The organism is Deefgea chitinilytica (assembly GCF_016881405.1).
Classification (GTDB): Bacteria; Pseudomonadota; Gammaproteobacteria; order Burkholderiales; family Chitinibacteraceae; genus Deefgea; species Deefgea chitinilytica.
Window position 1 is genome coordinate 65,037 of the sequence record NZ_WOFE01000005.1, and the last position, 26,558, is coordinate 91,594.

Below are 26,558 nucleotides of genomic sequence, written 5' to 3' on the forward strand. Positions count from 1 at the left end.
CTACCTATTTTATTTTGGCCTTCTACAAAGATAGCCGGACTATCCGCTTAGGTGGCCGAGGAGTCAAAGCCGAAGTTCGATTGTTAAAAGGCCGCAAACCATCAAGTTGCGGCCTTCCCCATTTTCAAATCAGTCTACTGTTGCTCCACAATGTTCAGATATCGTTAGTTTTTAGCTTCACATTTTGTTCTAAGTCATTTCATATTAAATGAGTAAACATTTTAAACGCCAACGACAAAACAATTTTCCATTGAAGACTAGCTAGATGAACAACCAATGATTTAAAAAGAAAATGGGCTGCGATTTCACTCATTTATATCGGACGTTCTAATTGATCGAGCCAAGCGAAAACCCGTCGCGCCCCCCTTGTTGTAAATATCATCATGAGTAACTGACGGACGATCTACCAGATGTATACCTGGGCCGTTATCCCAACTGCCACCACGCATAACGCGGAACGAATCGCTGGCATCGCCTACTGGATTCACTTGCGGGACTTCGGTATAAACGCGGGGTGCATCATTGGTCCATTCCCAAACGCTGCCTGACATATCATATAGTCCCAACTCATTGGGCGGGAAGCTACCTACTGGAGCCAAACGCGAAAAACCATCGTCAACCTCCCATGTATATCCTTCAGGAAGTGGATCCAGACCTCGGGAAGCCAAATACTCTGGGTTGAAAAAAGCTTTAAATTGACTATCGGCAATATTCGCTGCGGGTTTGCCACTAACGATAGGTTCACCATTGCCCCAGGTATTAATAATGTCCTGACCACGATTACGAGCAGCATATTCCCACTCAGCCTCGGTGGGGAGTCGATAGCCGATTACACGACTTACATCACGGGTTGGGTTGCCGGCCGCATCAATTAGTTCGCCCGTCCTTTCGTTGTAGGCTTTAGGCCAACCCTTCTCTCGGTTTAGCCAGTTGATGTATTTCACAGCATCAAACCAGCTGACATTGACTACAGGGCGATTACCCCTTCCAAGGTCGACTTTGCCACCATCAAGCGAGCTGACTTTAGGCAGGCCCATCATCATGGTGTAATAGTCAAATTCTTTGAAGGTAACTTCGGTCGAGTTGAGATAAAAACTGGATACCGTCACTGGATGCGCGGGTAACTCATTATCGCAAGATTCCACATAGAAAAAACAAGGCGTATCGGCAACCGTACGTCCCATGACGAAGGTGCCGCCAAGCACTTTCACCATTTTTCCCTTTAGTGCAGGATTTATTTGACTGCCACTGCCCTGCACATTATCTGCGATTGCGGCAGGAGCCGCAAAAACGGCGATGATGGCCAGTAGGCCGATTGTTTTTTTCATTATTGCTCTCCATCCTCATTAAATTTAACTCAGCATCTTTTGTGCGAAGCTTGGTTTTTCACATCGAAATAACGAGTAGTTTTTCAAAATGATTCACCAGAAGAGAGAATTAAGCTAATTCAAGGAAATAACCATCTTACAAGTATGGTTGTTGTGAGATTACTACTGTATTTAGTTACGCATGCCACTAAACGCGGCACCAAACCTTGGGATAAGATGATTATCTGGGCGTTCGCTAAGGCCGAACTACTGCCGCTGAGTAAAGTTCACTGAGCGGCAGCTTTACTGTTGTATTCTATCGCTACTACTCACTCCCTCGCTGGCTCAGCGTATGCTGTAACCGAACAATTACCCTTAAGAATTGGTCTTTAACATATCAGCAGCATAACCCGTAACAAACAAAATCCTACATAGCTTATTGCAAGTCCTACCGCGACTTTCGTGTATAAATAAAGCAAGGACTCAATAAAAAAGCCCCTTTCGGGGCTGTTTTAGCTTCAAACTGAAATCCAAAAAATCTAGAAAAGTGGGAAATATCTAGAAGTTAATGGGATCCTACAACAAAATTAGACATCCAAATTCCGTGCCACCAACGCGTTTTGTTCGATGAATTGGCGGCGGGGTTCGACTTGGTCGCCCATCAGCGTAGTGAAAATTTCATCGGCAGCGATGGCATCGCTGATGGTTACTTTCAATAGGCGGCGCACTGACACGTCCATCGTGGTTTCCCAAAGCTGCTCTGGATTCATTTCACCCAGACCTTTATAACGCTGAATGCTCATATTGCGGCGCACTTCGGCCAGCAGCCAATCGAGGGCTTCTTTGAAGCTGCGTACAGCCTGCTCAGCATTGCCACGACGGATGATCGCGTCGGCTTGAATGAGCCCCATCAATGATTCGGCCATTCTGGCAATTTGTGCGTAGTCACCCGACAAGATGAAATCGGCATCGATGTATTGCATCGTCACAACACCATGTAGGCGGCGCTCAATGCGAATTTGCCAACCAGCATCCACTAATTCAGCAGTAAAAGTAAACGCAGTATGTTTTACGGCAGCAGTGAGTCGCGCAATGCTATCGAGTGCACTAGCTTCGTCGTCGAGTACCAATGGTGCAATGGTAAGCATCGCGTTCAAGACCATTGGGTCGATAAAACGGCTTTCGCGTTCAATAATCGCTTCGGTAGTAAAAAATTGACGCGCGAGCGTTTCTAGCGCTTCACCACTGATGCTGGCTGCTCCTGCCGCTGGAATTAACTCGGAACCATTCATTGCGGCGCGCAATAAATGCTGTTTCAGCTCTTGTTCGTCTTTGAGGTAAGTTTCGTTTTTACCTTGTTTGACTTTAAATAGCGGCGGTTGTGCTATGTAAATGTAGCCACGCTCAACGAGTTCTGGCAATTGACGGTAGAAGAACGTCAACAACAGGGTACGGATGTGCGAGCCATCCACGTCCGCGTCGGTCATGATGATAATGCGATGGTAGCGCAGTTTTTCGATATTAAAATCGTCTTTGCCGATGCCACAACCGAGCGCCATAATCAGCGTACCGACTTCTTGGCTGGCCAGCATCCGGTCAAAACGCGCACGCTCAACGTTCAGAATTTTACCTTTCAGCGGCAAAATCGCTTGGAATTTGCGGTCACGGCCTTGCTTGGCTGAGCCACCCGCGGAATCACCCTCGACTAGATAAAGTTCAGACAAAGCAGGATCTTTTTCTTGGCAGTCAGCCAATTTACCCGGTAAACCCAAACCATCGAGCACACCTTTACGGCGCGTGATTTCACGTGCTTTACGCGCGGCCTCACGAGCACGCGCCGCTTCAACAATCTTGGTACAAATGATTTTGGCATCAACTGGATTTTCCATCAGAAAATCAGCCAATGCGCCGCTGACAACTTCGCTCACCACGGGGGCTATTTCACTAGAAACCAGCTTATCTTTGGTTTGGCTACTAAATTTCGGGTCAGGCATTTTCACTGACAACACGCAGGTCAAGCCTTCGCGCATATCGTCGCCGCTGGTTTCGACTTTGGCTTTTTTAGCAAAATCGTGGCTGTCGATATATTGATTCAGCGTACGCGTCATCACTTGGCGCAACGCCGTCATGTGCGTGCCACCGTCGCGTTGTGGAATATTATTGGTAAAGCATTGCACCGATTCTTGATACGAATCGTTCCATTGCATTGATACTTCCACGCTCATGCCGTCTTTATCGCCGATCGCGTAAAAGATTTTTGGATGCAACACGGTTTTAGTGCGATTAACGTATTCAACAAAGCCGCTAACACCGCCGGTGTAATTGAAGGTTTCTTCCTTCCCTGTGCGACGATCGATTAATTGAATGTTCACACCATTATTCAGGAAGGATAATTCACGAATCCGTTTGGCAAGAATTTCAAAATGAAACTCGATCAAGCCAAAGGTTTCTACCGAGGCCATAAAATGCACTTCGGTACCGCGACGCTCAGTATCACCAATAATTTTTAGTGGTGAAACCGCTTCGCCTTGACGAAACTCCATCGAGTGCTTTTTGCCATCTCGACGTATTGTTAGGCGAAGCCAGTCTGATAGAGCGTTAACAACCGATACCCCCACCCCATGCAAGCCGCCTGATACTTTATAGCTGTTCTGGTCGAATTTACCGCCCGCGTGCAATTCGGTCATGACGATTTCAGCCGCCGAGCGTTTGAATTCGTCGTCTTCCTTGATTTGCGTTGGAATACCACGACCATTGTCTTCAATACTGACCGAGCTATCCGCGTGGATAATGACGCGAATCGTGTCGCAATGACCCGCCAACGCTTCGTCAATCGCGTTATCCAAGACCTCGAACACCATATGATGCAAGCCAGAACCATCTTGCGTATCGCCGATATACATACCAGGGCGTTTACGAACGGCTTCGAGGCCTTTCAAAATACGAATGCTATCGGCACCATAATCAGCGGATTGGGCGGTTTCAGACGTTTGTGGGAGATTTTTTTCTTCGGTCATGGCGTCTACGTGTGAGGAATAAGGAGTAAGGTGTGAGGACAAGCGGCGGAGGTGTAGAGACAAGGGAGTGGTATTCATTAAACAGTATAAGAAGGACTAGGGTTTACCCCTCACTCCTTACACCTAACACCGCACTCCCTCAAAACCATCACACCTCGCACCTCACACAATCTCTAGATGCGCATCGGCATCACAATATATTTGAAGTGTTGATTATCAGGGATGGTGACCAAGACGCTGGAATTAACATCGCCAAAGTAGCAATGCAAAGTTTCTACCGATAAATTGGTCAACACATCGAGTAGATATTGAATATTAAAGCCGATATCCAGCGGTTCGCCGTTATAACCGACTTCGACTTCTTCTTGGGCTTCTTCTTGCTCATTGTTATTGCACAAAATTTTCAGCGTGCTGTCGGTCAAGACTAAACGAACCCCGCGGAATTTTTCGTTCGACAAAATCGCCGCGCGTTGCATCGCCGACAACAGCGCCTGACGATCTACTGTGAGCAATTTGTCATTGTTTTGCGGAATCACGCGGTTGTAGTCGGGGAATTTACCGTCAACCACTTTGCTGTGAATCACGATTTTGCCAAAGCTAAATTTGACTTGATTGCTCGCAATATCGATGGTGACTTCGTCATCCACATCACCGAGCAATTTGAATAATTCCAGAATCGTTTTACGTGGCAAAATGACTTCGTTTTTCTCAAACGACGTCGCCAATTCAGTCGACACAAAGCCCAAACGGTGACCATCGGTCGCAACTAGTTTGAGCAAATTACCATCAGTGACCATAAACAAGCCATTGAGGTAATAGCGAATATCTTGATGTGCCATCGCAAATTGCACACGGCCTAGCAAGGCTTTCAATTGGCCTTGTGGCAAACGAATCGTCGCGCGCAGATTAGTATCCACCGCCAACTCAGGGAAATCCGCTGCGGGCAAGGTTTGCAACGCAAAGCGACTTTTGCCCGCTTTAATCGTCAAACGACCTTCGGCCTCTTCGAGGCTCACGACGGTTTTGTCGGGTATAGCTCGCAAAATGTCGGACATTTTTTTCGCCGCAACCGTAATGGCAAAATCGCCGCCCGAAAAGCCTTCCGCTTGTTGGCTGCTGATTTGAATTTCAAGGTCAGTACCGGTGAACGACAGCGCATCGCCGTCTTTTTTAATCAGCACATTCGACAAGATCGGCAAAGTATGTCGACGCTCAACAATACCGGTTACCGTCGCCAAAGGTTTTAGGAGCGAATCGCGTTCAGCTTGCAGCAGTTGCATTTACTCTCACCCATTTAATGTTTTTAAGATGTATCACAAGTTGCACGATTCTACCGCAAATCGTGCCTAAAATCAGGAATGCGAAAGCTTTCCGACGGCAAAACGGCAAGATCAGTCTGGGTCTTGCCCAATAGCCAGTAAAGCACACAATTAATACAAGGGTATTGCGCTCTAGCCATCACTTAAAAACAACTAGCGAGCAATACCCCAAAACAAAAACAATCAAGCCGGAATCATGTAGTCCGATCAAGAACGCAACATTTGCAGCAACACACTGTATTGATGCGCCATTTCGCTATCAGTGTTGCGGAATTCTTCAATCGTGCGACACGCATGCAAGACTGTCGTGTGATCGCGGCCACCAAACGCGTCGCCAATTGCAGGCAAACTCATTTGGGTTAATTCCTTAGTCAGCGTCATTGCCATTTGTCGTGGTCGTGCAATATCGCGAGTGCGCTTTTTGCTGTGCATATCGGCCACTTTAATTTTGTAAAAGTCGGCGACCGTTTTTTGAATATTTTCGACCGAAACTTGGCGATTACCGGAAGCCAAAATATCGCGCAGCGCTTCTTTGGCTGAGTCAACCGTAATCGGCTGATTGGTAAAGCGCGCATACGCCAGCACGCGTTTGAGCGCGCCTTCGAGCTCACGCACATTCGAGCGGATATTTTTCGCCATAAAGAAAGCCACATTCGCATCGAGCTTAAAATGCTCGGCTTCGGCTTTCTTCATCAAAATCGCCACACGCATTTCGGTTTCTGGCGGCTCGATCGGCACGATCAAACCCCAAGAAAAACGGCTGGTTAAGCGCTCTTGCAAGCCATCAATTTCCCGAGGAATTTTGTCCGATGTGAGAATAATTTGCTTGCCGCTTTCGAGTAGCGCATTAAATAAATAGAAAAACTCTTCTTGCGTACGATCTTTGCCGACGAAAAATTGAATATCGTCGACCAGCAATAAATCCAGCGAATGATAGTAGCGCTTAAATTCATCGAATGACTTGTGCTGATAGGCCTTCACCACGTCTTGCACGTATTTTTCGGCATGAATATAGCGAATTTTGGCTTGCGGGTTATGTTGATGTACAAAATTACCAATCGCTTGGATCAAATGCGTTTTACCTAAACCCACACCGCCATATACAAACAGCGGGTTGTAACTAACGCCAGGATTTTCCGCAACTTGCATCGCGGCGGCGCGCGCCACCTGATTGGCTTTACCGGTCACCAAGGCATCAAAGCTATGCGAAGGATTCAAGCGCGTGGTTTCATGGCTAGCACCGCTGGCGTCAAAACGCTTGCTTTGCTTGACCGGTGCTGCTGATTGCGCAGGCTCATTCGGCGTCGCCGCGGCACTGGCAGCTGGAGCGGCCATTCTCGGCGCAGACGCAGCAACTTGACCGACTTTCAGCTCAATCAAAGGCGGCACACCATTGCACAGTTTCGCAGCTGCCATTTCAATCATACCCAGATAGCGGTCACGAATGAATTGCAAGAAAATTTGATTGGGGACGGCAATCACTAAAGTTTCGTCCACCATTTGCGCTGCCAGCGGCTTAATCCAGATATTAAACTGGCTCGCACCTAGATTTTGCTGCAGCTCATTTAAGCAATGCGGCCAAAGGGTATCGATTTGCATCAGGAATCACCCAGAACAATGATGAATGACAGTTGCGCATCAAGTGCACGACAAAGAATTAAATGCATAAAGCGCAGTTCACCACGGAAAATAATCTATTGGCACACGGATCAAAGCCCAAAGCGGCGATGAATCTATTTTTGATGGCCATGAAGGTTGTAAGGCGCACCGTCATGTATCTATATATACGTCCTATACCTAACGGCGATTGAGGCCACAGAAAGTCACCAAGAGCAGCGCATTGTACTCGCAAGTGCCGGACTTATCCACAAGCAAGATAGATGAACGGCCATCGCCTTATCTCGCCCTTTGACTTGACAAGACACTAGCAACACTGATTAAATCACGTGTTTACTGCCCAATTAGCACTTAGGATTTAGTCATGAAACGTACTTTCCAACCTTCTGTAATCAAACGTAAGCGCACTCACGGCTTCCGTGCTCGCATGGCAACCGTTGGTGGCGTTCGCGTATTGAACGCACGCCGCGCTAAAGGCCGCAAAGTTTTATCGGCTTAAGCTGTTGCGAAGCCAAGCACCTGCCTCCGTTTTGAACGGCATGCAGAGCGCACCTCGCTATCGCTTTGCGCGTGATGCACGCTTATTAAAAACGGATGAATTTTCATCCGTTTTTAGTTTGCGAGCGTCGGTCAGCAATGATTACTTCCAAGTTTTAGGCAAACCCAACCAAAGCCAGCAAGCCCGCTTAGGATTGGTGGTTGGTAAAAAAACCGATAAACGTGCCGTTGGTCGTAATTACATCAAGCGCACTGTACGTGAGTTGTTCCGTCAAAATACGGAATATTTGTTGGGACTGGATGTGGTCGTTCGGTCACGCAAGCCATTCAAACCTCGGGACGGTGCAGCGGCTAGGCTGGCTTTATTAAGTTTATTTAAACGATTGAAGCAATGTCGCGCCTTATCATCACACTGCTGAAACTTTATCAGTTGATGATCAGTCCCTTGCTGGGGCCACGCTGTCGCTTTACGCCCACATGTTCACAATATGGGATTGAAGCGGTGAGCCGATATGGCCCATTCAAGGGCAGTTGGCTGACAACCAAACGTCTGTGCCGATGCCATCCTTGGGGTGGTTGTGGGCATGATCCTGTTCCGTAATTATAAGTTGTGCACAAGTTTGAGCGCGCCAAGTCAAAACCGCGTTTAGACCCTTTTGTTTGACCACTTAAAACCGCCGAGTTGGGAGCTCTTCCGTTCAAATGGATACTAAGAGACTAATCCTCTTTATTGCGCTGTCTTTCAGCATTCTGTTTTTCTGGCAAAAGTATATGGAAGAGCGTTATCCGCAATCCAAAACCGCCAGTGCAGTCGCTACAGCCGCTTCTGCTAGTGCGCCAGGTAGCGCCGCTAGCGCCACCGCCAATGCCGCAGCACCAGCAGAAACCAGCGGGCTCGCCAAAGGGCAACGCGTTACGGTGACCACTGATTTATTCCGTGCCGAAATCGACGCCAACGGCGGTGATTTACGCCACGTTGAGTTACTCAAAATTGGCGCAACCCACGACCGCAACAAGCCATTTGTCTTGCTACAAGACTCGGGCGATCATACTTATGTCGCGCAAACGGGTCTGCTCGGTGAAGGCATGCCAACGCATAAAAGCTTGTTTACCGCAGCTCAAACAAGCTACAAACTCGCCGATGGCCAAAATGAAGTCGTGGTTCGCCTAGAAGCCCCCGGCCCCAATGGCGTCAAAATCGCCAAAATTTACACCTTCAAACGTGACCAATATTTGGTTGATGTGAAGTATGAAATCGTCAATGGTGGCAGCGCTCCGCTATCAACCAGCGCCTACTATCGCTTAGTTCGCGATGGCAAAGTTGAAAACCCAGGCATGTTTGGCACGCACACCTTCACGGGGCCAGCGCTGTTTACGCAAGAAGACAAATTCCAAAAAGTCGACTTTGAAAAAATCAGAAAAGGTGAAGCGAAATTCCGTCCAAGCGCGAACAACGGCTGGATTGCGATGATTCAGCATTACTTTGTGTCTGGCTGGATTTTCTCGCCACACAATGGTGAACCCGCTTGCCGTCCAAACGATTGCCGTTTTGAGATGAAAGCACTACCTGATAATCTGTACTCAGTTGGCGCAATCATCGACTTACCGCAAATCGCAGCCGGCGCAAAATTTGAGCGTACCGTACCGATTTTTGTCGGTCCGCAAGAAAGTCATCGCCTAGAGGCTGTTGCACCTGGCTTTGACCTTGTTAAAGACTACGGCATGTTCAAGATTTTCTCCGCACCGCTGTTTGCCGTGCTGGAATTTATCCATGGCCTCGTTGGCAACTGGGGTTGGTCGATCATCATCGTCACCCTGCTTCTGAAAGCAGCGTTTTTCCCATTGGCAAGCGCGAGCTACCGTTCAATGGCCAAAATGCGCTTACTCGCACCACGCATGGAAGAGCTGAAAAAACGCCACGGCGAAGACCGCGTGAAATTCCAGCAAGCCGTGATGGAAATGTACAAAACCGAAAAAGTAAATCCGCTCGGTGGCTGCTTACCGATGCTGGTACAAATCCCCGTGTTCATTGGTTTCTACTGGATGCTATTGGCTGCGGTTGAATTGCGCCAAGCGCCATGGGCATTCTGGATTCACGATTTATCGGTACCCGATCCACTGTATATCTTGCCGTTGATTATGGCGATTTCGATGTACGTACAAACCATGCTGTCACCACCACCGCCGGATCCAATGCAGGCGAAGATGATGAAGTGGATGCCTGTGATGTTCTCGGTGTTCTTCTTCTTCTTCCCAGCCGGTTTGGTACTGTACTGGGTGGTGAACAATATCTTGTCGATCATTCAGCAGTATGTGATTACCAAGAAAATTGAAAACGAAGCCAAAGCGGCCAGAAATAGTTAATCAGTATTAAAATAAAACGCCGCCTTCGGGCGGCGTTTTGCTATTGCAAGAAAATCATCCCATCAAAAAAATCACACAACCAATAGGTATTGCCCCATAAGCATTGATAAATAGTATCTAGCAAGCAATACCCTAAAAATGGAAAACATCATGCTGTACACCCCAGACACCATCGCCGCGATTGCCACTGCCCCCGGTCGTGGAGGTGTGGGCGTGATTCGCGTTTCGGGCAAAAACCTCCAGCCACTCATTCAAGGCTTGTTGCAGCGTGAGCAATCCGCATTAAAGCCTCGTTTTGCCCACTTCGCCCACTTCAAAGCAGCAGACCACAGTAGCATCGACGAAGGAATCGCACTGTTTTTCCCAAATCCTGCCAGCTTTACCGGCGAGGACGTCCTCGAATTGCAAGGCCACGGCGGGCCAGTGGTGATGAATATGCTACTGAAACGCTGCATCGAACTGGGCGCACGCCACGCCGAGCCGGGTGAATTTACTAAACGTGCCTTTTTGAACGGCAAACTCGATCTGGCACAAGCCGAAGCCGTGGCCGACATCATCGACGCACAATCAGAAGCCGCCGCTAAATCTGCGCTCAAATCGCTGGATGGCGCATTTTCACGTGAAGTACATACCTTAGTGGATGATCTAATCAATCTACGGATGCTGGTCGAAGCGACGTTGGATTTTCCCGAAGAAGACATCGATTTTCTCGAAGCCGCCGACGCGCGCGGCAAATTGCACAAAATTTCAGCGCAACTTGCCCGCGTGATGGACACCGCTACGCAAGGCAAATTACTACGCGAAGGAATGCATGTAGTACTAATTGGCCAGCCCAACGTCGGCAAATCCAGCCTGATGAATGCGCTCGCTGGCGAAGACATTGCGATTGTCACCGACATTGCCGGTACCACCCGCGATACGGTGCGTGAGTTGATTCAACTCGACGGCGTACCGCTACACATTATCGATACCGCCGGCCTGCGCGACACCGATGATACCGTCGAGAAAATTGGCATTGAACGCACATGGGCGGCAGTCGAAAAAGCCGATTTAGCGCTACTGCTACTCGACAGTCGCGAGGGCGTTACTGAACACGACCAAGCCATTTTGGCCAAGCTTCCCACTTCACTCAGTGTGCTACGCGTGTTTAATAAAATCGACCTCACCGGTGAAGTAGCAGGTGATATTGCCGAAGACGAAATCCATGTTTCCGCCAAGCAAGGTATTGGGCTGAAAGAATTGAAAAATAAGCTTTTGAAGAAGATAGGCTGGCAGGGTATTAACGATGGCGTCTTTATCGCCCGCGAACGCCACCTCGCCGCGATTCGCGTCGCACGAGAACATCTCAACACCGCCGATGTCTGCTATCTGCAAATTGAAATTTTGGCTGAGGAACTGCGTTTGGCACAAAACAGTCTGAATGAAATTACCGGAGAGTTTACATCGGATGACTTACTCGGGGTGATCTTCTCACGGTTTTGCATAGGAAAATAATCAGTTTTAATTCAGACAAGTATCGGCGAACTCATCCTATTTCATTAAGCCTATAAAACAGAAAGCCCGCTGATGCGGGCTTGGGTACAGATTTGTATTTTTATTGTAGTAATGGCTCTCACCTCGAAAAACATTTCAGAGCATGCAATACGATTTTTGCCCCCTATCAAACGGCGAAGTAATTGCCGGCACGATTACCCGAGCAGGCACCACCGTTCAAGCCTAATTTTGGGCACTCGTCGACGATAATCAGCCCGCCATGTCCGGCTGGCATAAAGATTATATCGTTCTCACAATTTCAGCGTAATATCCAGCTCGCACGCAAAGTTTGGCCGAAGATCGAAGAGTGCCGTTTCCAATCGCACTTCATCTAGGCGACAGTGAATGCTCCTATTCACAAAAGCAACTCCGATCAAGGAAGCTCGGCTTGTATAAGTGACGCTAAAATCCAGCGCATTGCAAAGTGAGCATCAATATCAGGGCAGCTTAAACATTCAGGCCGCATTCTGTATGCATCGAGATTCGGCCAGCAGCGGCACATCATGCCACTGGCGTGTAAAACAATGACTGGCATCAACGATACCTTGGAAAAAACCAAAAATGATGCGACTATTTCTCGTATTGCTACTGCTTTCACCGATTGCTTTTAGCAAAAATATTGTGATTCGTTGCAATATTAGTGCAACCTGCGGAACGCAATGGCAAACGCCACTCGACCAAACTCCACCTCAACTCATTTTGCACTGTCAAAATGGCACTGAAATGGCCAAGATGACCATTACCCGAGAACCGCAATGGCAAAGAATTTCATACGATTTTTAGTCATATTCAGCGCACTGCTTTTCAGCACCAGTCATGCCGCAAGCAATATGATGAATGTAAGAATCTGGGTATTGAGTGCCTGCCGATTCGAAAACCAAGGTGATTTAATCAAGAATTTTGGCAACCTTAGCAATGCCGATGTCACGATTAAGAATATCGTTCCCATTCATTGCACCAATGGCACTAATTTTCGCATTACGCTCAATCAAGGTCTTCATGCCAGTGGTCAACAACGGCAAATGGCACAGCTAAACGGCTCAGCACGGTTGCCCTATTCACTCAGTGCTTCACCCGAACAAGGCGTAGGCACAGGTGATCGAATCGATATATTGCTCACCGGCGTCGTTAAAAAAACAGACTTCCAAAGTCGTCCCGTAGGTAACTATGCAGACACAGTACTCTTAACCATTGAGCCCTAGCAAAGTAGAACGATTCAAAAAAAACGATTCAATTTCACACGCAACAGCAGTTAAAACTCGCCTTTTTTTACGGGCATGCATATCATATTAACCAATAAATTTGCCTTTCTTGAGCACGACAGGCATATAACTCATCTGGAGAATTGCTATGAAAAACATTCTTTTAGCGAGTGCGATGTCTTTAGCTTTCATCGCTATCACCCCTAGCGCGTTTGCGGCCAGCACCAATGTGAAAGTGAAAGCCAATGTCAAAGGCTCATGCTCATTTGCTGACGGCAATGACGTGATTATTGATATGGGCACCCTCAGCGCCAATTCAGGTGACCAAAGCAAACAAGGTGTCACCCAGTTCTGGTGTAGCAATGGTGTCAATTACACCATCACCATGAACAACGGCCTGCATGCAACAGGCACGCAAAAACGGATGCAAAGTAATCAATACTATTTGCCTTATACGCTAACCTTGACCCCAACCACTGGGGTTGGTACCGGCCCAGGCACCCTCAAAGACATTCTACTGACCGCCACCGTTCTTGGAAGTGACATCAATAATGCCACTGTCGCCAACGGTTATACCGATACCGTTGTTTTAACGATCAACCTCTAATACCGATGCGAGCTAGTTCACTGATTATTCCACAGTGCTAGCTCGCTCAAAAATAATTAAAACTCAACTCTAAAAATCCTATCATTTCATATACAGGCGGTGATTATGCGTTGGATTCTAGCTACAGCGTTAGCGACTACTGCAACCCTCAGTTTGGCAGGCGAATTTACCGTGAGCCCAATTCGTGCGGAGCTTCCGGCAAGCAGAAACAGTGAAGCCATTACAGTGAGCAACAACGGAGACTCGCCTTTACGCGTCTCTCTCGAATTAAAACGCTGGACACAAGACGCCAGTGGCAATGACATCTACACTGACGCACCTGATGAATTAGTGTACTTCCCACGCCAATTTGAAATCCCACCGAAAAAGAAACAAGTAGTTCGCGTGGCGCGCCGTGCACCCAGTGATGCCAAAGAGTTAGCTTATAGACTCTATTTTATTGAACAACCAAGCACCCCAGCAGATGGCTCGCAAGGGGGGCAACTGGCCATGGCAGTGAGTTTTGGGGTGCCCGTTTTCATTCAACCAGTCAAAGTAAAGCCCAATCTAACAGCATCACCAGTACAACTTGAGCAAGGCAAACTCACATTTACACTCAGCAATGATGGCAATGTGACGCATCGACTACGCCGCGTTGTGATCGGTAATCAAGGCGCGAGTATTAACCAATTTGACAACTGGTACTTACAACCAGGATCGTCCCGCAGCTATCAATTAGCAGTACCGCAAAACGCCTGCGCAGATAGTCCGCAACGCATTACGATTGAAACAGACCGTTCAAATAACACTCAACAATTGCTCATCCCTAAGCAAGTGTGCACAAACTAATACTACTTTTACTGGCTAGCCTGTCCTATTCGACAGTGCTAGCCGCCGAAAACCTATTTTTGAAGCTAAGTGTCAATGGCGTCCCGCAAGGGGATGTACCTGCCATTTATGATCAAGGTGGGTATTGGCTTAAAGAGAGCACAATTCAAGAAGCAGGAATCAATACCCTCAAGGGCGAGCTACAAGTATTTGCTGGCGAGTCTTTTTTTCGCGTTGATCGCCTAGTTGGCATCGAGAGTAAAATTGATACTGCTACCTTAACCCTTTCACTCACAGCTGCCGCAACTGAATTTGGCGAGCGACAAATTAACCTCAATAATAATCGCAACCCGCTTTACCCCGAGCCAGCCCCATTCTCATGGTATCTCAACTATCAAGTGGCCGCCTTGAGCGCCGTTGATAGCAATGGCTTAGATTATCAGTTCAACCCCACTCTTAATTTGAATCAGGGGCCTTGGAATTTTCGTAGTGCTCACTTTTATAGCACCCAAAATAACCAGCAACAATGGGCTAGGCTCAATACAACGCTAGATTATGATCGTCCCGATCAAATGCTAAGAGCGAGCGCGGGGGACATTTCACCATCCACTGGCGCCTTGGGCTTTAGTCAAAATATGGCGGGCTTAAGTATTTCTCGCGTATTTAATATGCAGCCCAATTTTATGAGCAGCCCAAGCTTCAACACTCAAGCTGCAGTAACCCAACCTTCCACTGCTGAAATTTACCTCAATGGCCAGCGCGTCAGCACCCAAAGTTTACAGCCTGGCATTTATAGCTTTGGCAATTTGAATTTAGTATCCGGGCTACAAAATATTGAAATTGTAATTCGTGATGCGGCGGGGAATACGCAGAGAATCAACGTCCCTCATTATTTTGATGATTCCTTACTCAAAGCCGGACTTACTGACTTCAATTACAGCGCCGGCATCGAACGAGAAAATGCCAGCTTTGATCGCTACGATGGGTTTACTTATTCTCTTTATCAGCGCATAGGCATTACAGATTGGTTTACCTTGGGCGCCCAAGCCAGTGGCAATCCACAAAGAAACAGCGGTGGAATCCTAGCCAATTTTGGGCTGTCCACGTATGGCACTTTAGCCAGCGCTTTTGCATGGGCTCAACATGAGCAGCAAAGTACAGGCGATGCGCAGTTAATGCAATATCGCTATATCAATCAATCCATAAGCCTTTCTGCCACTGCGCGTCGGCAAGACAAAAACTTTTTCAAACACAATTCAGTCATCACCGCTCCGGATTGGTCGGCCAATATTGGAATGGGTTGGGGCAATAGCCAGTTTGGCAATCTCAGCATCGATGTAGGCCGCCAAATGGGGCAAACTGACGCGCTGACTTTTAATCGTTATCAATTGTCTTATGCGGTATCGCCCATCAAACAACTGTCATTTTCGATTCAAGGTCAGCTCCAAGATCGGCACTCGGGGCAAACTTGGTCCGGGTTTGTAAATCTAGCGTGGTTTTTTGATCAAAATCGCAGTATTTCAACTAGCGCACGCTATGAGAATTCGCAAGTGTTGGCAGGAATGAGCTTTGGCCAAAATTCAAGCACGGGTGAAGGTTGGGCCTACAATTTTGGAGCACAGCAACAACGCGACGGTGAAGAATACACCGCATGGATACAAAACAAGCGCCAACATGGACAAATTAATCTCTCCGCGATGCGCAATCAGAATACCAGAGCCACCACAAACAACTGGCAAGCGGCGTGGTCTGGGGCACTCGCGTATGCAGGAGGACACTACGCACTCACTCGCCCGATTTCGCAAAGCTTTGCGGTTATTGAACTCCCACAGATCGAAAATGTAGCGGCGACCCATAACGGAAGCGAAGTAGGCAGAACCTCAGCCGAAGGCACTGTTTTTGTACCCGAATTAGCCAGCTACGGTTTACATCAAATCGGTATCGAACAAGACCATATTCCAATCCAATATCGACTCAATACGGTACAGCAAGAGTTGCTCACGGGGAATAATGACGGTCGAGTCGTGAAATTCAATGCCAGCTCAATCACCGCAGTCAGTGGGCGTTTTTTACTTGTAAATGGTCTGCCATTATCAAATCAATTAGTTGATGTTGTGACTAAGCAGGGCACGGTGCAATTGCACACGGCTTTAGATGGTCGCTTTTATAGTGAAGCGCTCTCTGCGGGCTTACATCGATTTGAATCCACCTTGTGCAGTGGTGAACTGTATATTCCAGCTTCCAACGAATTTATCACTGAATTAGCCCCGATTACCTGCCCTGCCAAAGAGCTATAAATGCCAAATACAATCAAATTATTTTTGCTTAGTATTTTTTTCAGCAGCCTTAGTTGGGGTGCCTGCACGGTAACCCCTCCCCAAGTAACGATTGGGCAATACGACCCGATTACTTCGATTAACGGCGTGCGAGCACTATTTTTTATGCAAATTTTTTGCTCCGAGGCCACAGGTTTTACAGTCAAAGCTGGGCCGTCTCAAACCTCCGGCAGTATTCAACATCGACAATTGATTGGCGAAGACCCTAGCTCATTGCTTCAATACCAACTCTGCCTAGACCCCAACTGGGGCGGCCCTTGCAACCAAGTATTTGGCATCCCGCCCGATGGCGACGCAGCCGTTGGCAATATTCCGCACGCTGGTGGATCAGCACTCGTCAATTTTTGGTCTATTGTTTTTGGCAATCAGCCGGCCAAGCCCGGTTGGCACAATGATTACGTGCAAATCATCATTGAGCCATAAAAAAACGCCAGATCAATCGATCTGGCGCTCAATAGACATAGGATGGAAACGAAACTTCATGCAGCAAACGACTGCATGCATTCATTATTGCTATTCATTTAAATATTAGTCAATACTAATATTTAAATAATTGCGAATTTTGTCTGATCTTTGCCGCCTTTGGTCGAGATTGCTATCAAAAGTAGCATGTTCTTCGGTAAAATCGCGTGTTTTGCCTTGAGGGTAGCCGCGATGATCCAAGTCGGCGTAGTAATGGGTAGCAATAGCGATTGGGATGTCATGCAGCACGCGGCCAAACAGCTGCAAGCGTTTGGTATCGAATTTGAGTGCCGCGTCGTTTCTGCGCACCGCACCCCAGATTTATTGTTTTCGTATGCAGAAACGGCAGCAGAGCGTGGATTGACCTGCATTATTGCTGGCGCCGGTGGCGCAGCCCATTTGCCAGGCATGTTGGCCGCAAAAACCATCGTTCCGGTATTAGGCGTGCCCGTGCCGTCGAAATACCTGCGCGGCGAAGATTCGCTATTGTCGATTGTGCAAATGCCCAAAGGCATTCCAGTGGCAACGTTTGCGATTGGTGAAGCCGGTGCTGCCAATGCGGCGCTGTTCGCAATTTCAATGATTGCCAATCACAATCCAGAACTGGCTGCCAAACTGAATGCATTCCGCGAAACACAGAAACAAACCGTGTTAGCGATGGAACTACCAGCGGTAGAATAAGCTCAATCAACAAGGAGGGTGCCTGTGCATAAACGGGCATCACCTTGAACAAACACTTGATACACAAGGCTTTCCGCGGCTAAGTTCGACTTAGCCTGTGCAGCTTGAGGTAAAATGAGCGATCAATCAGAATTACCCCCAGTGCGTTCGTTTTGGTATTGGGTTTTATTCAGAGGATGCCTACTATGGGGCGTTCCGTGTTGTATCCTTTTGGCTGCTCTGCGCTACGCGAGCGGCCAAACTACTTTTATGGCAGGGGTAATTGACGCACTGCCTTTTGGTATGCTGGGTGGTGTCATATACGGCATGGGTGCATATGGTTATAAATTGCATCAAGCAGCTAAGCACAGAATTAAACTAAGGAAAAATGAAGATGGCCAATAAAATTATCCTACCACCAGCCATGCTGGGCATTTTAGGTGGCGGCCAACTGGGGCGTATGTTTGCGAGCGCAGCCAAAAATATGGGCTACGGCGTCACCGTACTCGACCCAGACTCTCACGCACCCGCCGCTGATTTTGCGGATGTACATCTGTGCAAGTCGTTTACCGATCCCGAAGCCCTGCAATACATGGCCACGCACTGCGCGGCGATTACCACCGAATTTGAAAACGTCAACGCCGACTCAATGCGCTGGCTGGCGGCACAAGGCATTCCAGTTGCGCCAAGTGGCGACTGCGTCGCGATTGCCCAGGACCGCATCGCCGAGAAAACGTTTATCCGTGACGCGGGTTTGGATGTTGCGCCCTTTCTCGCAGTGAAAAATGCCGCCTGTTTGGACGGTGATTTATCAGCCTATTTGCCCGGCATTCTCAAAACCGCCCGTTTAGGCTACGACGGCAAAGGCCAAATTCGCGTTAAAACTGCCGAAGACGTGCGTTTTGCCCACGCCGAAATGAAGCACCAGCCCTGTGTGCTCGAAAAAATGATGCCGCTAGTGAGCGAGATTTCCGCCATTGTTACCCGTACCCGCGCTGGTGAAGTCGCTTGCTTCCCCGTTGCCGAAAACGAACACAAAAACGGCATTTTAGACGTGTCGATTGTTCCCGCTCGGGTAAAACCTGAGCTAGCAGAGCGTGCGCGCCAAATGGCGATGCAACTCGCGGAAAAGCTCGATTACGTTGGCGTGATGGCGGTTGAATTTTTCGTGCTCGAAGGCGACGAACTCGTCATCAACGAAATGGCACCGCGCCCGCATAACTCGGGGCATTACACACTGAATGCCACATTGACAACGCAATTTGAGCAGCAAGTGCGCGCAATGTGCGGACTCTACCCGGGAAAAACCGACCTACTCAGCCCTGCCGTGATGGTCAATTTGCTCGGTGATTCATGGGGAACCGACGGTAGCGAGCCGCGCTGGGAAATCCTGATGACTGCGCCAAACACCAAATTGCATCTGTATGGCAAAAAACTTGCGCGTCCGGGTCGGAAAATGGGGCATTTTAATGTGCTCGCAGCCAGCGCCGAAGCGGCGCTAGAGCAAGCCCAAGCAATTAAAGAAACCCTATAAATGTTAAAGCAAAGTTCCCACGCATCGTTGCTTTGTCTCGCCGTACCATGGGTACCGTCTTCGACTTTGCACTTTGCGTGATAACTTGTGTACGGCTCCATTAAATGCTCGCGCGCTATTTAGCTGAATATCAGCACCAGCTCAATAGCGCTGCCGACCCGACTCAAGCCGTAGGTATGTCGGCCTATATGAAGCATCAATTTAGCTTCATCGGCATACCCACACCCACTCGTCGCAAACTCATTAAAACTGTCGAAGTCACCGCCGCCACGCAATGCGATGAAAGCGAGTTACTGGAATTAGCCCAAACGCTGTGGCAACAAGCTGAACGCGAATATCATTACTGCGCGATTGAATTGCTGATCCGAGCTCAAGCCAAACTCAGCCTTGCGGCTTTGCCGGTCATTGAACAATTCATTTGCACACAAAGCTGGTGGGATAGCGTCGATACCTTGGCGAGCAAAGTCGTTGGCGAGTTGGCACGGCGCGAGCCCGTGCTCATTTCCCAGCTCGACCTATGGCAAACCTCACCGCAACTCTGGCTGCGCCGCACCGCGATTCTTTACCAACTCGGCTGGAAAACAAACACCGATACAGAGCGATTATTTCAAGCCTGTCGCGTCAATGCCGCCGATACGGATTTTTTCATTCGTAAAGCCATCGGCTGGGCTTTACGCCAATATGCACGCACCGATGCTGCGGCAGTCATCGATTTTGTCGAGCAAACCCCGCTGTCTGCGCTCTCACGTCGTGAAGCACTCAAGCATTGCGCCCCACACTCTGAAGATTAAATTTCTCCACACTGACAAACATCGGTTAGTATCAAGACTTTAGCGCCGCACTAGATAAAAACCCTTATGAAACCCCTCGCTCGCTACGCCTTCCGCCGAGCCACCCTCGACGATCTCTTGTTTGTCATTTCATGGTCGCGTACCGCCGAAGAACTACGCTATGTTTTTCCTCGCGCCGCATGGCCCGCGGAAACACTGCAATTGATCGAACATTTAGCCAGCCACGAAGAAGGCTTTGTCGTTTGCGAACAAGAACGCGTGGTCGGCTTTGCCAATCTTTATAATCCACGCGCGCAAAAAGCATGGATCGGCCATTTGATTGTTCACCCAGAACGACGCCGCTGCGGGGTCGCCAACTTTCTGATTAGCGCACTGAAAACAATTGCGAAAGAACGCTATCAATCCCGCGCCATTGCGACGATTTGCTATGAAAGCAATCCTGTTGGCATGGCGTTTTATCAAAAGCTCGGCTTTCAAACCGAAGGCTGGGAAACCCGCTTGGATTATCGCGGCGAAGCAGCCAAAGTGTTTCGTTTAGAGCAAGCGCTATAATTTAGCGCCAGATATACAGTACAGTCATCGCACAAGCATGCAGAAATAGCTGAATTCAGGCAAAATAGCGCCCTCAATTCTTGATTCTCGGCTGAGTACCTCTCGCACCATAGTCTGCTGGCAAAGCGCAATGCGCCGCCAAAAGACGAAGCGTGACGATGCAGCCAATCTGTTGCCACTGGAGACCCGTATGTCCGGTTTGACCACCACCAATTTGACCAGCCTGAAAAAAATCTACTCAGGCAAAGTGCGTGATTTGTACGAAATCGACGACACCCGCATGTTGATGATTGCCACTGATCGCCTATCCGCATTTGACGTCATCTTGGCCGAGCCGATTCCAGAAAAAGGCAAAATCCTCACTGCCATTTCAAACTTCTGGTTTGAAAAACTCAAAGACGTGGTACCGAGCCACTTCACGGGCGATCAACCCGAAGACGTCGTCTCTGCTGAAGACCTACCGCAAGTACAAGGCCGTGCCGTGGTGTGCAAACGCCTAAAACCCGTTCCAGTTGAAGCCATTGTGCGTGGGTATATCGCAGGCAGCGGCTGGAAAGAATACAAGCAGCAAGGTACCGTGTGCGGTATCCAATTGCCAGCTGGTCTGCGCGAAGCAGACAAACTGCCAGAACCGATCTTTACACCATCGACTAAAGCAGCGGTGGGTGACCACGACGAGAACATCAGCTACGCGCAATGTGAAGAAATCTTGGGCGCAGAATTGGCCGCCAAAGTACGCGACACCGCAATCTTGCTGTACAAAACCGCCAGCGAATACGCAGCCACCCGTGGCATTATTATTGGCGACACAAAGTTTGAATTTGGCCTCGATGAAAACGACGTGCTGTGCTTAATGGACGAGGCATTGACGCCAGACTCAAGCCGCTTCTGGCCTGCCGACCAATACCAACCGGGCAGCAATCCACCAAGCTACGATAAACAATTCGTACGTGACTGGCTCGAAACCACCGGCTGGGACAAAACCCCACCAGCGCCAGTGCTACCGCAAGAAGTGGCCGACAAAACCGCCGCGAAATACCGCGAAGCATTGGAAAAACTCACCAAATAACTAATTCAAACGCCCTTCGGGGCGTTTTTCATTCTTACTATTGTTACGGAGCATGATTCACCATGATGATTCAAAGTACTCACCACGATCTCAATACACCAACAGGGGTAATGCGCTGTTATCTTCACCAACCCAGCGCTAGCGGCCAATACCCTACCATTTTGTTTTATTCCGAAATTTTTCAGCAAACTGGCCCGATTGAGCGCGCGGCGCGTTTGATTGCCGGTTACGGTTACAACGTCATCGTGCCGGAGGTGTTTCATGAATTGAACCCAATCGGTACGGTGCTGGCTTACGACGATGCGGGTCGCGATAAAGGCAATGCCGACAAAATGGCCAAATCAGTCGAAGGCTACGACTCTGACAATGCAGCAACGATTGCTTGGGCGAAAACCCAGCCTTGGTGCAATGGCTTGTTTGGCGCGATGGGTTTTTGTATTGGCGGGCATTTAGCGTTCCGCGCGGCTTTGCAGCCCGAAATCAAAGCAACCGCTTGCTTTTATGCGACGGACTTACACACCCATGTGATTCCAAATCAGCCCGGTCAACACAGTATGGAGCGCCTTGGCGAAATCAGCGGCGAATTGCTGATGATTTGGGGCAAGCAAGACCCACACATTCCAGCCGCTGGCCGCGCGCAAGTGTATCAAGCGCTAGTTGCCGCCGACAAAACCTTTACTTGGCATGAATTTAACGGCCCGCACGCGTTTATGCGCGATGAAGGCGAGCGCTATGATCCGCAACTGGCGATGATTGGGAATCAATTAGCGTTGGATTTATTTAGCCGAAAATTACGTAGCTAATCGGCGCTCTGCGCCGTAGTTTGCTTGCTACGGCGCAGTTTTACACCTACAAATAAGCCTATGACGCGCTTATTTTCCCTCTTTCATACACGGCATTTTGGCATCACCTTGTTGATTGCAATCACCGCCGGTTTCATTTCTATGTGTGGCCAAGTCATTTGGCTCTACTCGCAATCGCAAAACACCGCCCAAGATCAGCTCAAAGATGCGGCAGAAATGATGCGCGCGCCAGCGACTCAAGCTTTGTTTGAGCTCAATCCTGAAATGGCGCGTAGCGTTGTCAGCAGTTTAGCTGGCGTCGGACGGATGCAAGAAGCCAGCATCGTTGATCAGCAAGGCAAAGTTTTTAGTGGTGATAAAACCAAACAGCCTCACTTTCAATCCAGCTTATTTCCCAAGCTAGTACAAATTGAAATTCCTTTAAAAAACCAAAATGATCTATTGGGCTTTCTGCGGGTCACACCCAACCGTCAGGCGGTAATTAATCAATTTTGGCAGGCTGCGGGAGAGCTCGCAGCCATTGAATTTTTACGGAGCTTTTTAGTCGCTTTTGCTTTAGCGCTGTTGTTTCAATTTCGAATTGAGCGCCCGTTTCAAAAACTAAGCCGAGAAATTCTGGCTAGCGACCCCAGTCATCCCGATCACACGCTCAAACTGCTCAAGCAATCACAAATTTCTGAACAAGTCGGCGAACTCGGTAGCTCGATTGAACAATTTTTAGTCATCGCCCAACAGCAATTAATTGAAAAAAACCAAGCTTTAGGTCGGGTAGAAGAACTTGAACGCCTGCAGCAAGTCATCAAAGACAGCGAAGCGTCACTGCAGCTTCGCAATGATCTGCTAGAGCAACTCTCAAAACAGCTTTCTTTTAATGAATTCATGGTATGGCTCTGCGCCACGCTGCAAGAGTATATTCCTACCCTATCTGTTGCGATCTTGATTCCACACAACGAACCGCCCATCTTGGGTGCTCAGCCAATAGTCAGCTCGCAACTATGGCAAGACTATCTAGAAGCGTTCGAATTTGGCGCGGCGCGCTGGCCCAATCGCAGCATGTCGCTGCTCGAGACTTTAAATGATGCTGAATCCTTCACCAGCGCAGGGATTATCAATTTAAACCTGATTCAACTCGAGCCGATCCACCCACAACCACGTGCGGTACTCGGCATGGTGATTGATCCCCAATCGCCGCCCAACGCGCATGAATTGGCCACGGTTGAAGTCTTTATTCATATTGCTCGGCTCGCACTGGAGCGCCAAGCGGGTAACGAACAATTGCAAAAAACCACAAGTGAAGCGATTGCCGCTAGTCGTGCAAAAAGCGATTTTCTCGCCAATATGAGCCACGAAATTCGCACGCCACTCAATGCAGTGCTTGGATTTTCAGGCTTGATGCAGCAAACCGTACTCAACAACGAACAAAAAGAATTTATCGAAGCCATTCACACTTCGGGCAACGCATTGCTCTCGCTGATTAATGATTTACTTGATTATTCCAAAATTGAAGCGGGACATTTGGAATTAGAAAAAATTGAATTTGATCTGCGCCGCCTCGTTGATGATGTGCTCGACATTGTCGCTGAAAAAGTCGAGCAAAAAGGACTGATGCTCTACACACAAATCGACACCGCATTTCCCGAAAAAGTCATTGGCGACCCTGGGCGCTTTCGGCAGATCTTGCTGAACTTAATCAATAACGCCACTAAATTTACCGCCAGTGGCCACATCATATTGCGCCTTGCGCTGCTGCAGCAACAAGGCGAAGCCCTCAATCTTCGCTGCGAAGTGATCGATACCGGCATCGGGATTGATGTTGCCAGTGCCAGCAAGCTGTTTCAGCCTTTTATTCAGGCCGATAGCTCAACCACGCGTCAATTTGGCGGCACGGGGCTGGGCTTGTCGATTTGCCGCCGGCTCGTCAACGCGATGGAAGGCGAAATTGGAGTGGAAAGCCAAGTTGGCCACGGCGCTTACTTTTGGTTTTCTGCCACGCTTTACTGCGATAAGCCGCAAGCCATGCAACTCCCCGAACAGATTGCACGCGCAGCGATACTCGCTATCACTGATCGCAGTCTGGCCGCCAGCACTTTACGGCTCAGTTTTGATGAAAATCTACAATGTATCGATCTAGAAACTTCACAAATCAAGCTTCCTGAGGCAATACCTAATCTGTGCATTCTGGATATTCTCGATAAAGAACGCGCAACACTCATTGATGCCCAAATTAAACAACGCTATCCAGACTGCCCCACTATTCATTTGGTCGCGCTACAAGAGCTTAAAATCATGCGTGATCAATTAAAAAATCGCGAAACAGAAATCTTGCTGCCCCGTCCATTGCGCCGCAAATTATTGATTAATGCGACGCAACAATTGATCGCCCCCGACTGCCTTACACCTGTAGATCGACGCAGTAGCCCACGTATCACGCCCCATTTGCCGATTCTATTAGTTGAAGACAATCCAATTAATCAACGTGTCGCGACCTTGATCTTACAAAAACTCGGTTGCATTGTGACGATTGCCAACAATGGTTTGGAATGTTTGTCGATACTTGAGCAGCAAGAATTCGCCCTAATCTTAATGGACTGCCAAATGCCCGTGATGGATGGCTTTACGGCCACCCGCGCAATTCGCGCCCAGCAAAGCGAGCGCGCGGCGATACCGATTGTGGCCTTAACATCGAATGCATTTCAAGAAGACCGTGATGCCTGTCTAAATGCGGGGATGAATGATTTTGTCACCAAACCCGTCACCGCCCAAGCGCTCAATAACGTCATGAATCGTTGGGCAAAACCGCTCCGCTAAAGGCTATTTTAACTAGCCTGACGGCGCGCCGACATGGTTTTACCCAATTGCGCTAAGCAGGCATCATCCAATAACTGCGCGGCAAACGGATAAATCTCGCGCTCCTCACGCGCGGCGTGCGCGGGGTAGCGCTGCGCAAATTGCTGCGCCAAGCTCTGCGTTAAAGCGGCCGCATCCCCAGCAATAACCGCTAGCAAGGCCAAACGCACTTGCTGCCACAATACCCCTAACTCGGCGTGCTCAGCGGTAATCTCAGCGATAATCGTGGCTAACTCTGGCGTGGCTTTCGCCAGCAAGGCCGGAAATAAATCATCGTCTTCATCTTGGTGGTGCAAGGGTGCTGCCACATCAAAATAACGCAAAATCGACTGAGCACCAGCGACTGCTGCGGCATCGGCACCGTATTTCTCAAGGTGCAGCGCAAGCTTTTCGGTCAGCGCAGCGTATTGACGCACCCGATCATGACAGGCAATCAGCATCGCCACTGGCGTTTCAAAAGTCACAGACTCGGTTGCAAATGGATTCAGCATGTCTTACTCCTTCGCGAGGATCACGCTGTAACTTACGCCTCTGACGTTGATTTACCAATATCAAAAAGCCCAAAGTCTGCGCTGAAATAAAAAAACCTGCGCCAAAACGATCGCAGGTTTATTTTGCGTGCAGCAAGCCGATTAAGACTTTTTGAAAATCTCGTTATAACGTTCAGTGACGGCGGCTTCGATTTGTACATTGGTCGGTGCCGTTGAGCTAAGCAACAAATTACATAAGATTTTTTCAGCTTCGCGCAATAAATAGCGTTTTTGTTGGCGTTTGCTCAAGCGTTTGATTTTGGCGTTCATCGTCCATCTTCCTCCCTAGAAATAAATTGCAGTATAACGGTTTAGTAGCTAACCGTAGGTATATCTTTCTAATTAAGCAATTTTCTCTGCTTGCACAATATACTGCGCCAGCGATTTATCCTCGATGTCCTTCAGGCTAAATAACTTAATATGTCGGCGAAACTTCCCGCCGCCTTCAAGGACGCCCGCCACATCACTCAAATCACAACCTCGACCAAACTCAACTGAAACATGTTTTTGATACGCAAAAATACCGCAAAAATCCGCCTGCGTCGCAAACAGCAAGCCGCCGTACATCACGCGCTCGGTCGCGCTGGGCAATAAAGAATAAATCAAGGTACGCACCGCCTCAACCACGGCCAGTCGCTCTACATCAAGCAAAGCCAAATCGTGTAATAAAGACGCTACTTTTGCATCGCTCATACCCACCCCA

The 26,558-nt window shown here is 48.6% G+C and carries 26 protein-coding genes; 19 read left to right on the forward strand and 7 right to left on the reverse strand.

Features of this window, described 5'->3' with window-relative positions:
- Window positions 1-305 precede the first annotated feature (305 nt).
- The 4 genes from GM173_RS11195 to dnaA form a co-directional block, all read right to left on the reverse strand.
- Window positions 306-1,328 carry a formylglycine-generating enzyme family protein gene (locus GM173_RS11195; RefSeq protein WP_203571470.1) on the reverse strand — a complete coding sequence of 341 codons (1,023 nt, stop codon included), beginning with the start codon at window positions 1,326-1,328 and terminating at the stop codon, window positions 306-308.
- 566 nt (window positions 1,329-1,894) lie between these two features.
- Entirely contained in the window at window positions 1,895-4,324 is a 2,430-nt protein-coding gene (gyrB, locus tag GM173_RS11200; RefSeq protein ID WP_203571471.1) for a DNA topoisomerase (ATP-hydrolyzing) subunit B, read from the reverse strand.
- A 173-nt stretch (window positions 4,325-4,497) separates the two neighbouring features.
- Window positions 4,498-5,604, reverse strand: a complete 1,107-nt coding sequence (dnaN, locus tag GM173_RS11205) for a DNA polymerase III subunit beta (protein ID WP_203571472.1) — start codon at window positions 5,602-5,604, stop codon at window positions 4,498-4,500.
- Between the two features lie 246 nt (window positions 5,605-5,850).
- A complete protein-coding gene (dnaA, locus tag GM173_RS11210) occupies window positions 5,851-7,245 on the reverse strand; it encodes a chromosomal replication initiator protein DnaA (protein ID WP_203571567.1) in 1,395 nt (464 codons plus the stop codon).
- 379 nt (window positions 7,246-7,624) lie between these two features.
- On the opposite strand from dnaA, the gene rpmH reads away from it, so the two are divergent.
- From rpmH to GM173_RS11305, 19 genes are all read left to right on the forward strand, one after another.
- Window positions 7,625-7,759, forward strand: coding sequence for a 50S ribosomal protein L34 (gene rpmH, locus GM173_RS11215; protein ID WP_173533027.1), 135 nt, complete (start codon window positions 7,625-7,627; stop codon window positions 7,757-7,759).
- A gap of 40 nt (window positions 7,760-7,799) precedes the next feature.
- Window positions 7,800-8,177, forward strand: a complete 378-nt coding sequence (rnpA, locus tag GM173_RS11220; RefSeq protein WP_203571473.1) for a ribonuclease P protein component — start codon at window positions 7,800-7,802, stop codon at window positions 8,175-8,177.
- Window positions 8,150-8,359 carry a membrane protein insertion efficiency factor YidD gene (gene yidD, locus GM173_RS11225; RefSeq protein ID WP_203571474.1) on the forward strand — a complete coding sequence of 70 codons (210 nt, stop codon included), beginning with the start codon at window positions 8,150-8,152 and terminating at the stop codon, window positions 8,357-8,359. The genes rnpA and yidD overlap by 28 nt, the downstream gene beginning before the upstream one ends.
- Before the next feature lie 101 nt (window positions 8,360-8,460).
- On the forward strand, window positions 8,461-10,122 hold the full coding sequence (yidC, locus tag GM173_RS11230) for a membrane protein insertase YidC (RefSeq protein ID WP_203571475.1): 1,662 nt from the start codon (window positions 8,461-8,463) through the stop codon (window positions 10,120-10,122).
- A gap of 150 nt (window positions 10,123-10,272) precedes the next feature.
- Window positions 10,273-11,616 carry a tRNA uridine-5-carboxymethylaminomethyl(34) synthesis GTPase MnmE gene (gene mnmE, locus GM173_RS11235; protein WP_203571476.1) on the forward strand — a complete coding sequence of 448 codons (1,344 nt, stop codon included), beginning with the start codon at window positions 10,273-10,275 and terminating at the stop codon, window positions 11,614-11,616.
- 600 nt (window positions 11,617-12,216) lie between these two features.
- Window positions 12,217-12,438, forward strand: coding sequence for a hypothetical protein (locus GM173_RS11240; protein WP_203571477.1), 222 nt, complete (start codon window positions 12,217-12,219; stop codon window positions 12,436-12,438).
- A gap of 50 nt (window positions 12,439-12,488) precedes the next feature.
- Window positions 12,489-12,857 carry a Csu type fimbrial protein gene (locus GM173_RS11245; RefSeq protein ID WP_203571478.1) on the forward strand — a complete coding sequence of 123 codons (369 nt, stop codon included), beginning with the start codon at window positions 12,489-12,491 and terminating at the stop codon, window positions 12,855-12,857.
- A 148-nt stretch (window positions 12,858-13,005) separates the two neighbouring features.
- Window positions 13,006-13,464, forward strand: coding sequence for a spore coat protein U domain-containing protein (locus GM173_RS11250; RefSeq protein ID WP_203571479.1), 459 nt, complete (start codon window positions 13,006-13,008; stop codon window positions 13,462-13,464).
- Window positions 13,465-13,569: 105 nt separating this feature from the next.
- Window positions 13,570-14,292, forward strand: a complete 723-nt coding sequence (locus GM173_RS11255) for a fimbrial biogenesis chaperone (RefSeq protein ID WP_203571480.1) — start codon at window positions 13,570-13,572, stop codon at window positions 14,290-14,292.
- A gap of 59 nt (window positions 14,293-14,351) precedes the next feature.
- Window positions 14,352-16,568 carry a fimbria/pilus outer membrane usher protein gene (locus GM173_RS11260; RefSeq protein ID WP_203571481.1) on the forward strand — a complete coding sequence of 739 codons (2,217 nt, stop codon included), beginning with the start codon at window positions 14,352-14,354 and terminating at the stop codon, window positions 16,566-16,568.
- The gene (locus GM173_RS11265; RefSeq protein WP_203571482.1) at window positions 16,569-17,030 is read left to right on the forward strand and encodes a spore coat protein U domain-containing protein; all 462 of its coding nucleotides are present in this window, start codon (window positions 16,569-16,571) and stop codon (window positions 17,028-17,030) included.
- A 231-nt stretch (window positions 17,031-17,261) separates the two neighbouring features.
- A complete protein-coding gene (gene purE, locus GM173_RS11270) occupies window positions 17,262-17,750 on the forward strand; it encodes a 5-(carboxyamino)imidazole ribonucleotide mutase (RefSeq protein ID WP_203571568.1) in 489 nt (162 codons plus the stop codon).
- A 114-nt stretch (window positions 17,751-17,864) separates the two neighbouring features.
- Complete coding sequence (locus GM173_RS11275; RefSeq protein WP_203571483.1) at window positions 17,865-18,134, forward strand: hypothetical protein; 270 nt, start codon at window positions 17,865-17,867, stop codon at window positions 18,132-18,134.
- Window positions 18,118-19,263: a 5-(carboxyamino)imidazole ribonucleotide synthase gene (locus GM173_RS11280; RefSeq protein ID WP_373309373.1), complete on the forward strand. Its 1,146-nt coding sequence runs from the start codon at window positions 18,118-18,120 to the stop codon at window positions 19,261-19,263. The genes GM173_RS11275 and GM173_RS11280 overlap by 17 nt, the downstream gene beginning before the upstream one ends.
- A 104-nt stretch (window positions 19,264-19,367) precedes the next feature.
- Window positions 19,368-20,054, forward strand: coding sequence for a DNA alkylation repair protein (locus GM173_RS11285; protein WP_203571485.1), 687 nt, complete (start codon window positions 19,368-19,370; stop codon window positions 20,052-20,054).
- Window positions 20,055-20,120: 66 nt separating this feature from the next.
- Entirely contained in the window at window positions 20,121-20,606 is a 486-nt protein-coding gene (locus GM173_RS11290; RefSeq protein ID WP_203571486.1) for a GNAT family N-acetyltransferase, read from the forward strand.
- 190 nt (window positions 20,607-20,796) lie between these two features.
- Window positions 20,797-21,675, forward strand: coding sequence for a phosphoribosylaminoimidazolesuccinocarboxamide synthase (locus tag GM173_RS11295; protein WP_203571569.1), 879 nt, complete (start codon window positions 20,797-20,799; stop codon window positions 21,673-21,675).
- A 62-nt stretch (window positions 21,676-21,737) separates the two neighbouring features.
- Window positions 21,738-22,478 (forward strand): dienelactone hydrolase family protein, encoded by a 741-nt coding sequence (locus tag GM173_RS11300; RefSeq protein WP_203571487.1) that lies wholly within the window; start codon window positions 21,738-21,740, stop codon window positions 22,476-22,478.
- A 60-nt stretch (window positions 22,479-22,538) separates the two neighbouring features.
- Window positions 22,539-25,286 carry a hybrid sensor histidine kinase/response regulator gene (locus GM173_RS11305; protein WP_203571488.1) on the forward strand — a complete coding sequence of 916 codons (2,748 nt, stop codon included), beginning with the start codon at window positions 22,539-22,541 and terminating at the stop codon, window positions 25,284-25,286.
- Between the two features lie 8 nt (window positions 25,287-25,294).
- Here GM173_RS11305 and GM173_RS11310 read toward each other — a convergent pair whose 3' ends face one another.
- The 3 genes from GM173_RS11310 to GM173_RS11320 all read right to left on the reverse strand — a co-directional run bounded on the left by GM173_RS11310 (window position 25,295) and on the right by GM173_RS11320 (window position 26,548).
- The gene (locus tag GM173_RS11310) at window positions 25,295-25,816 is read right to left on the reverse strand and encodes a hemerythrin domain-containing protein (protein ID WP_203571489.1); all 522 of its coding nucleotides are present in this window, start codon (window positions 25,814-25,816) and stop codon (window positions 25,295-25,297) included.
- A 141-nt stretch (window positions 25,817-25,957) separates the two neighbouring features.
- Window positions 25,958-26,125, reverse strand: a complete 168-nt coding sequence (locus tag GM173_RS11315) for a hypothetical protein (protein WP_203571490.1) — start codon at window positions 26,123-26,125, stop codon at window positions 25,958-25,960.
- A 72-nt stretch (window positions 26,126-26,197) separates the two neighbouring features.
- A complete protein-coding gene (locus tag GM173_RS11320) occupies window positions 26,198-26,548 on the reverse strand; it encodes a DUF1801 domain-containing protein (RefSeq protein WP_203571491.1) in 351 nt (116 codons plus the stop codon).
- Between the last annotated feature and the right edge of the window lie 10 nt (window positions 26,549-26,558).

Excerpts from the sequence above, each read along its gene's own strand:
- GM173_RS11195 (WP_203571470.1), bottom strand. The coding sequence starts at position 1,328 with ATGAAAAAAACAATCGGCCTACTGGCCATCATCGCCGTTTTTGCGGCT.
- gyrB (WP_203571471.1), bottom strand. The coding sequence starts at position 4,324 with ATGACCGAAGAAAAAAATCTCCCACAAACGTCTGAAACCGCCCAATCC.
- dnaN (WP_203571472.1), bottom strand. The coding sequence starts at position 5,604 with ATGCAACTGCTGCAAGCTGAACGCGATTCGCTCCTAAAACCTTTGGCG.
- rpmH (WP_173533027.1), top strand. The coding sequence starts at position 7,625 with ATGAAACGTACTTTCCAACCTTCTGTAATCAAACGTAAGCGCACTCAC.
- rnpA (WP_203571473.1), top strand. The coding sequence starts at position 7,800 with ATGCAGAGCGCACCTCGCTATCGCTTTGCGCGTGATGCACGCTTATTA.
- yidD (WP_203571474.1), top strand. The coding sequence starts at position 8,150 with ATGTCGCGCCTTATCATCACACTGCTGAAACTTTATCAGTTGATGATC.
- yidC (WP_203571475.1), top strand. The coding sequence starts at position 8,461 with ATGGATACTAAGAGACTAATCCTCTTTATTGCGCTGTCTTTCAGCATT.
- mnmE (WP_203571476.1), top strand. The coding sequence starts at position 10,273 with ATGCTGTACACCCCAGACACCATCGCCGCGATTGCCACTGCCCCCGGT.
- GM173_RS11240 (WP_203571477.1), top strand. The coding sequence starts at position 12,217 with ATGATGCGACTATTTCTCGTATTGCTACTGCTTTCACCGATTGCTTTT.
- GM173_RS11245 (WP_203571478.1), top strand. The coding sequence starts at position 12,489 with ATGAATGTAAGAATCTGGGTATTGAGTGCCTGCCGATTCGAAAACCAA.
- GM173_RS11250 (WP_203571479.1), top strand. The coding sequence starts at position 13,006 with ATGAAAAACATTCTTTTAGCGAGTGCGATGTCTTTAGCTTTCATCGCT.
- GM173_RS11255 (WP_203571480.1), top strand. The coding sequence starts at position 13,570 with ATGCGTTGGATTCTAGCTACAGCGTTAGCGACTACTGCAACCCTCAGT.
- GM173_RS11265 (WP_203571482.1), top strand. The coding sequence starts at position 16,569 with ATGCCAAATACAATCAAATTATTTTTGCTTAGTATTTTTTTCAGCAGC.
- purE (WP_203571568.1), top strand. The coding sequence starts at position 17,262 with ATGATCCAAGTCGGCGTAGTAATGGGTAGCAATAGCGATTGGGATGTC.
- GM173_RS11275 (WP_203571483.1), top strand. The coding sequence starts at position 17,865 with ATGAGCGATCAATCAGAATTACCCCCAGTGCGTTCGTTTTGGTATTGG.
- GM173_RS11280 (WP_373309373.1), top strand. The coding sequence starts at position 18,118 with ATGAAGATGGCCAATAAAATTATCCTACCACCAGCCATGCTGGGCATT.
- GM173_RS11285 (WP_203571485.1), top strand. The coding sequence starts at position 19,368 with ATGCTCGCGCGCTATTTAGCTGAATATCAGCACCAGCTCAATAGCGCT.
- GM173_RS11290 (WP_203571486.1), top strand. The coding sequence starts at position 20,121 with ATGAAACCCCTCGCTCGCTACGCCTTCCGCCGAGCCACCCTCGACGAT.
- GM173_RS11295 (WP_203571569.1), top strand. The coding sequence starts at position 20,797 with ATGTCCGGTTTGACCACCACCAATTTGACCAGCCTGAAAAAAATCTAC.
- GM173_RS11300 (WP_203571487.1), top strand. The coding sequence starts at position 21,738 with ATGATGATTCAAAGTACTCACCACGATCTCAATACACCAACAGGGGTA.
- GM173_RS11305 (WP_203571488.1), top strand. The coding sequence starts at position 22,539 with ATGACGCGCTTATTTTCCCTCTTTCATACACGGCATTTTGGCATCACC.
- GM173_RS11310 (WP_203571489.1), bottom strand. The coding sequence starts at position 25,816 with ATGCTGAATCCATTTGCAACCGAGTCTGTGACTTTTGAAACGCCAGTG.
- GM173_RS11315 (WP_203571490.1), bottom strand. The coding sequence starts at position 26,125 with ATGAACGCCAAAATCAAACGCTTGAGCAAACGCCAACAAAAACGCTAT.
- GM173_RS11320 (WP_203571491.1), bottom strand. The coding sequence starts at position 26,548 with ATGAGCGATGCAAAAGTAGCGTCTTTATTACACGATTTGGCTTTGCTT.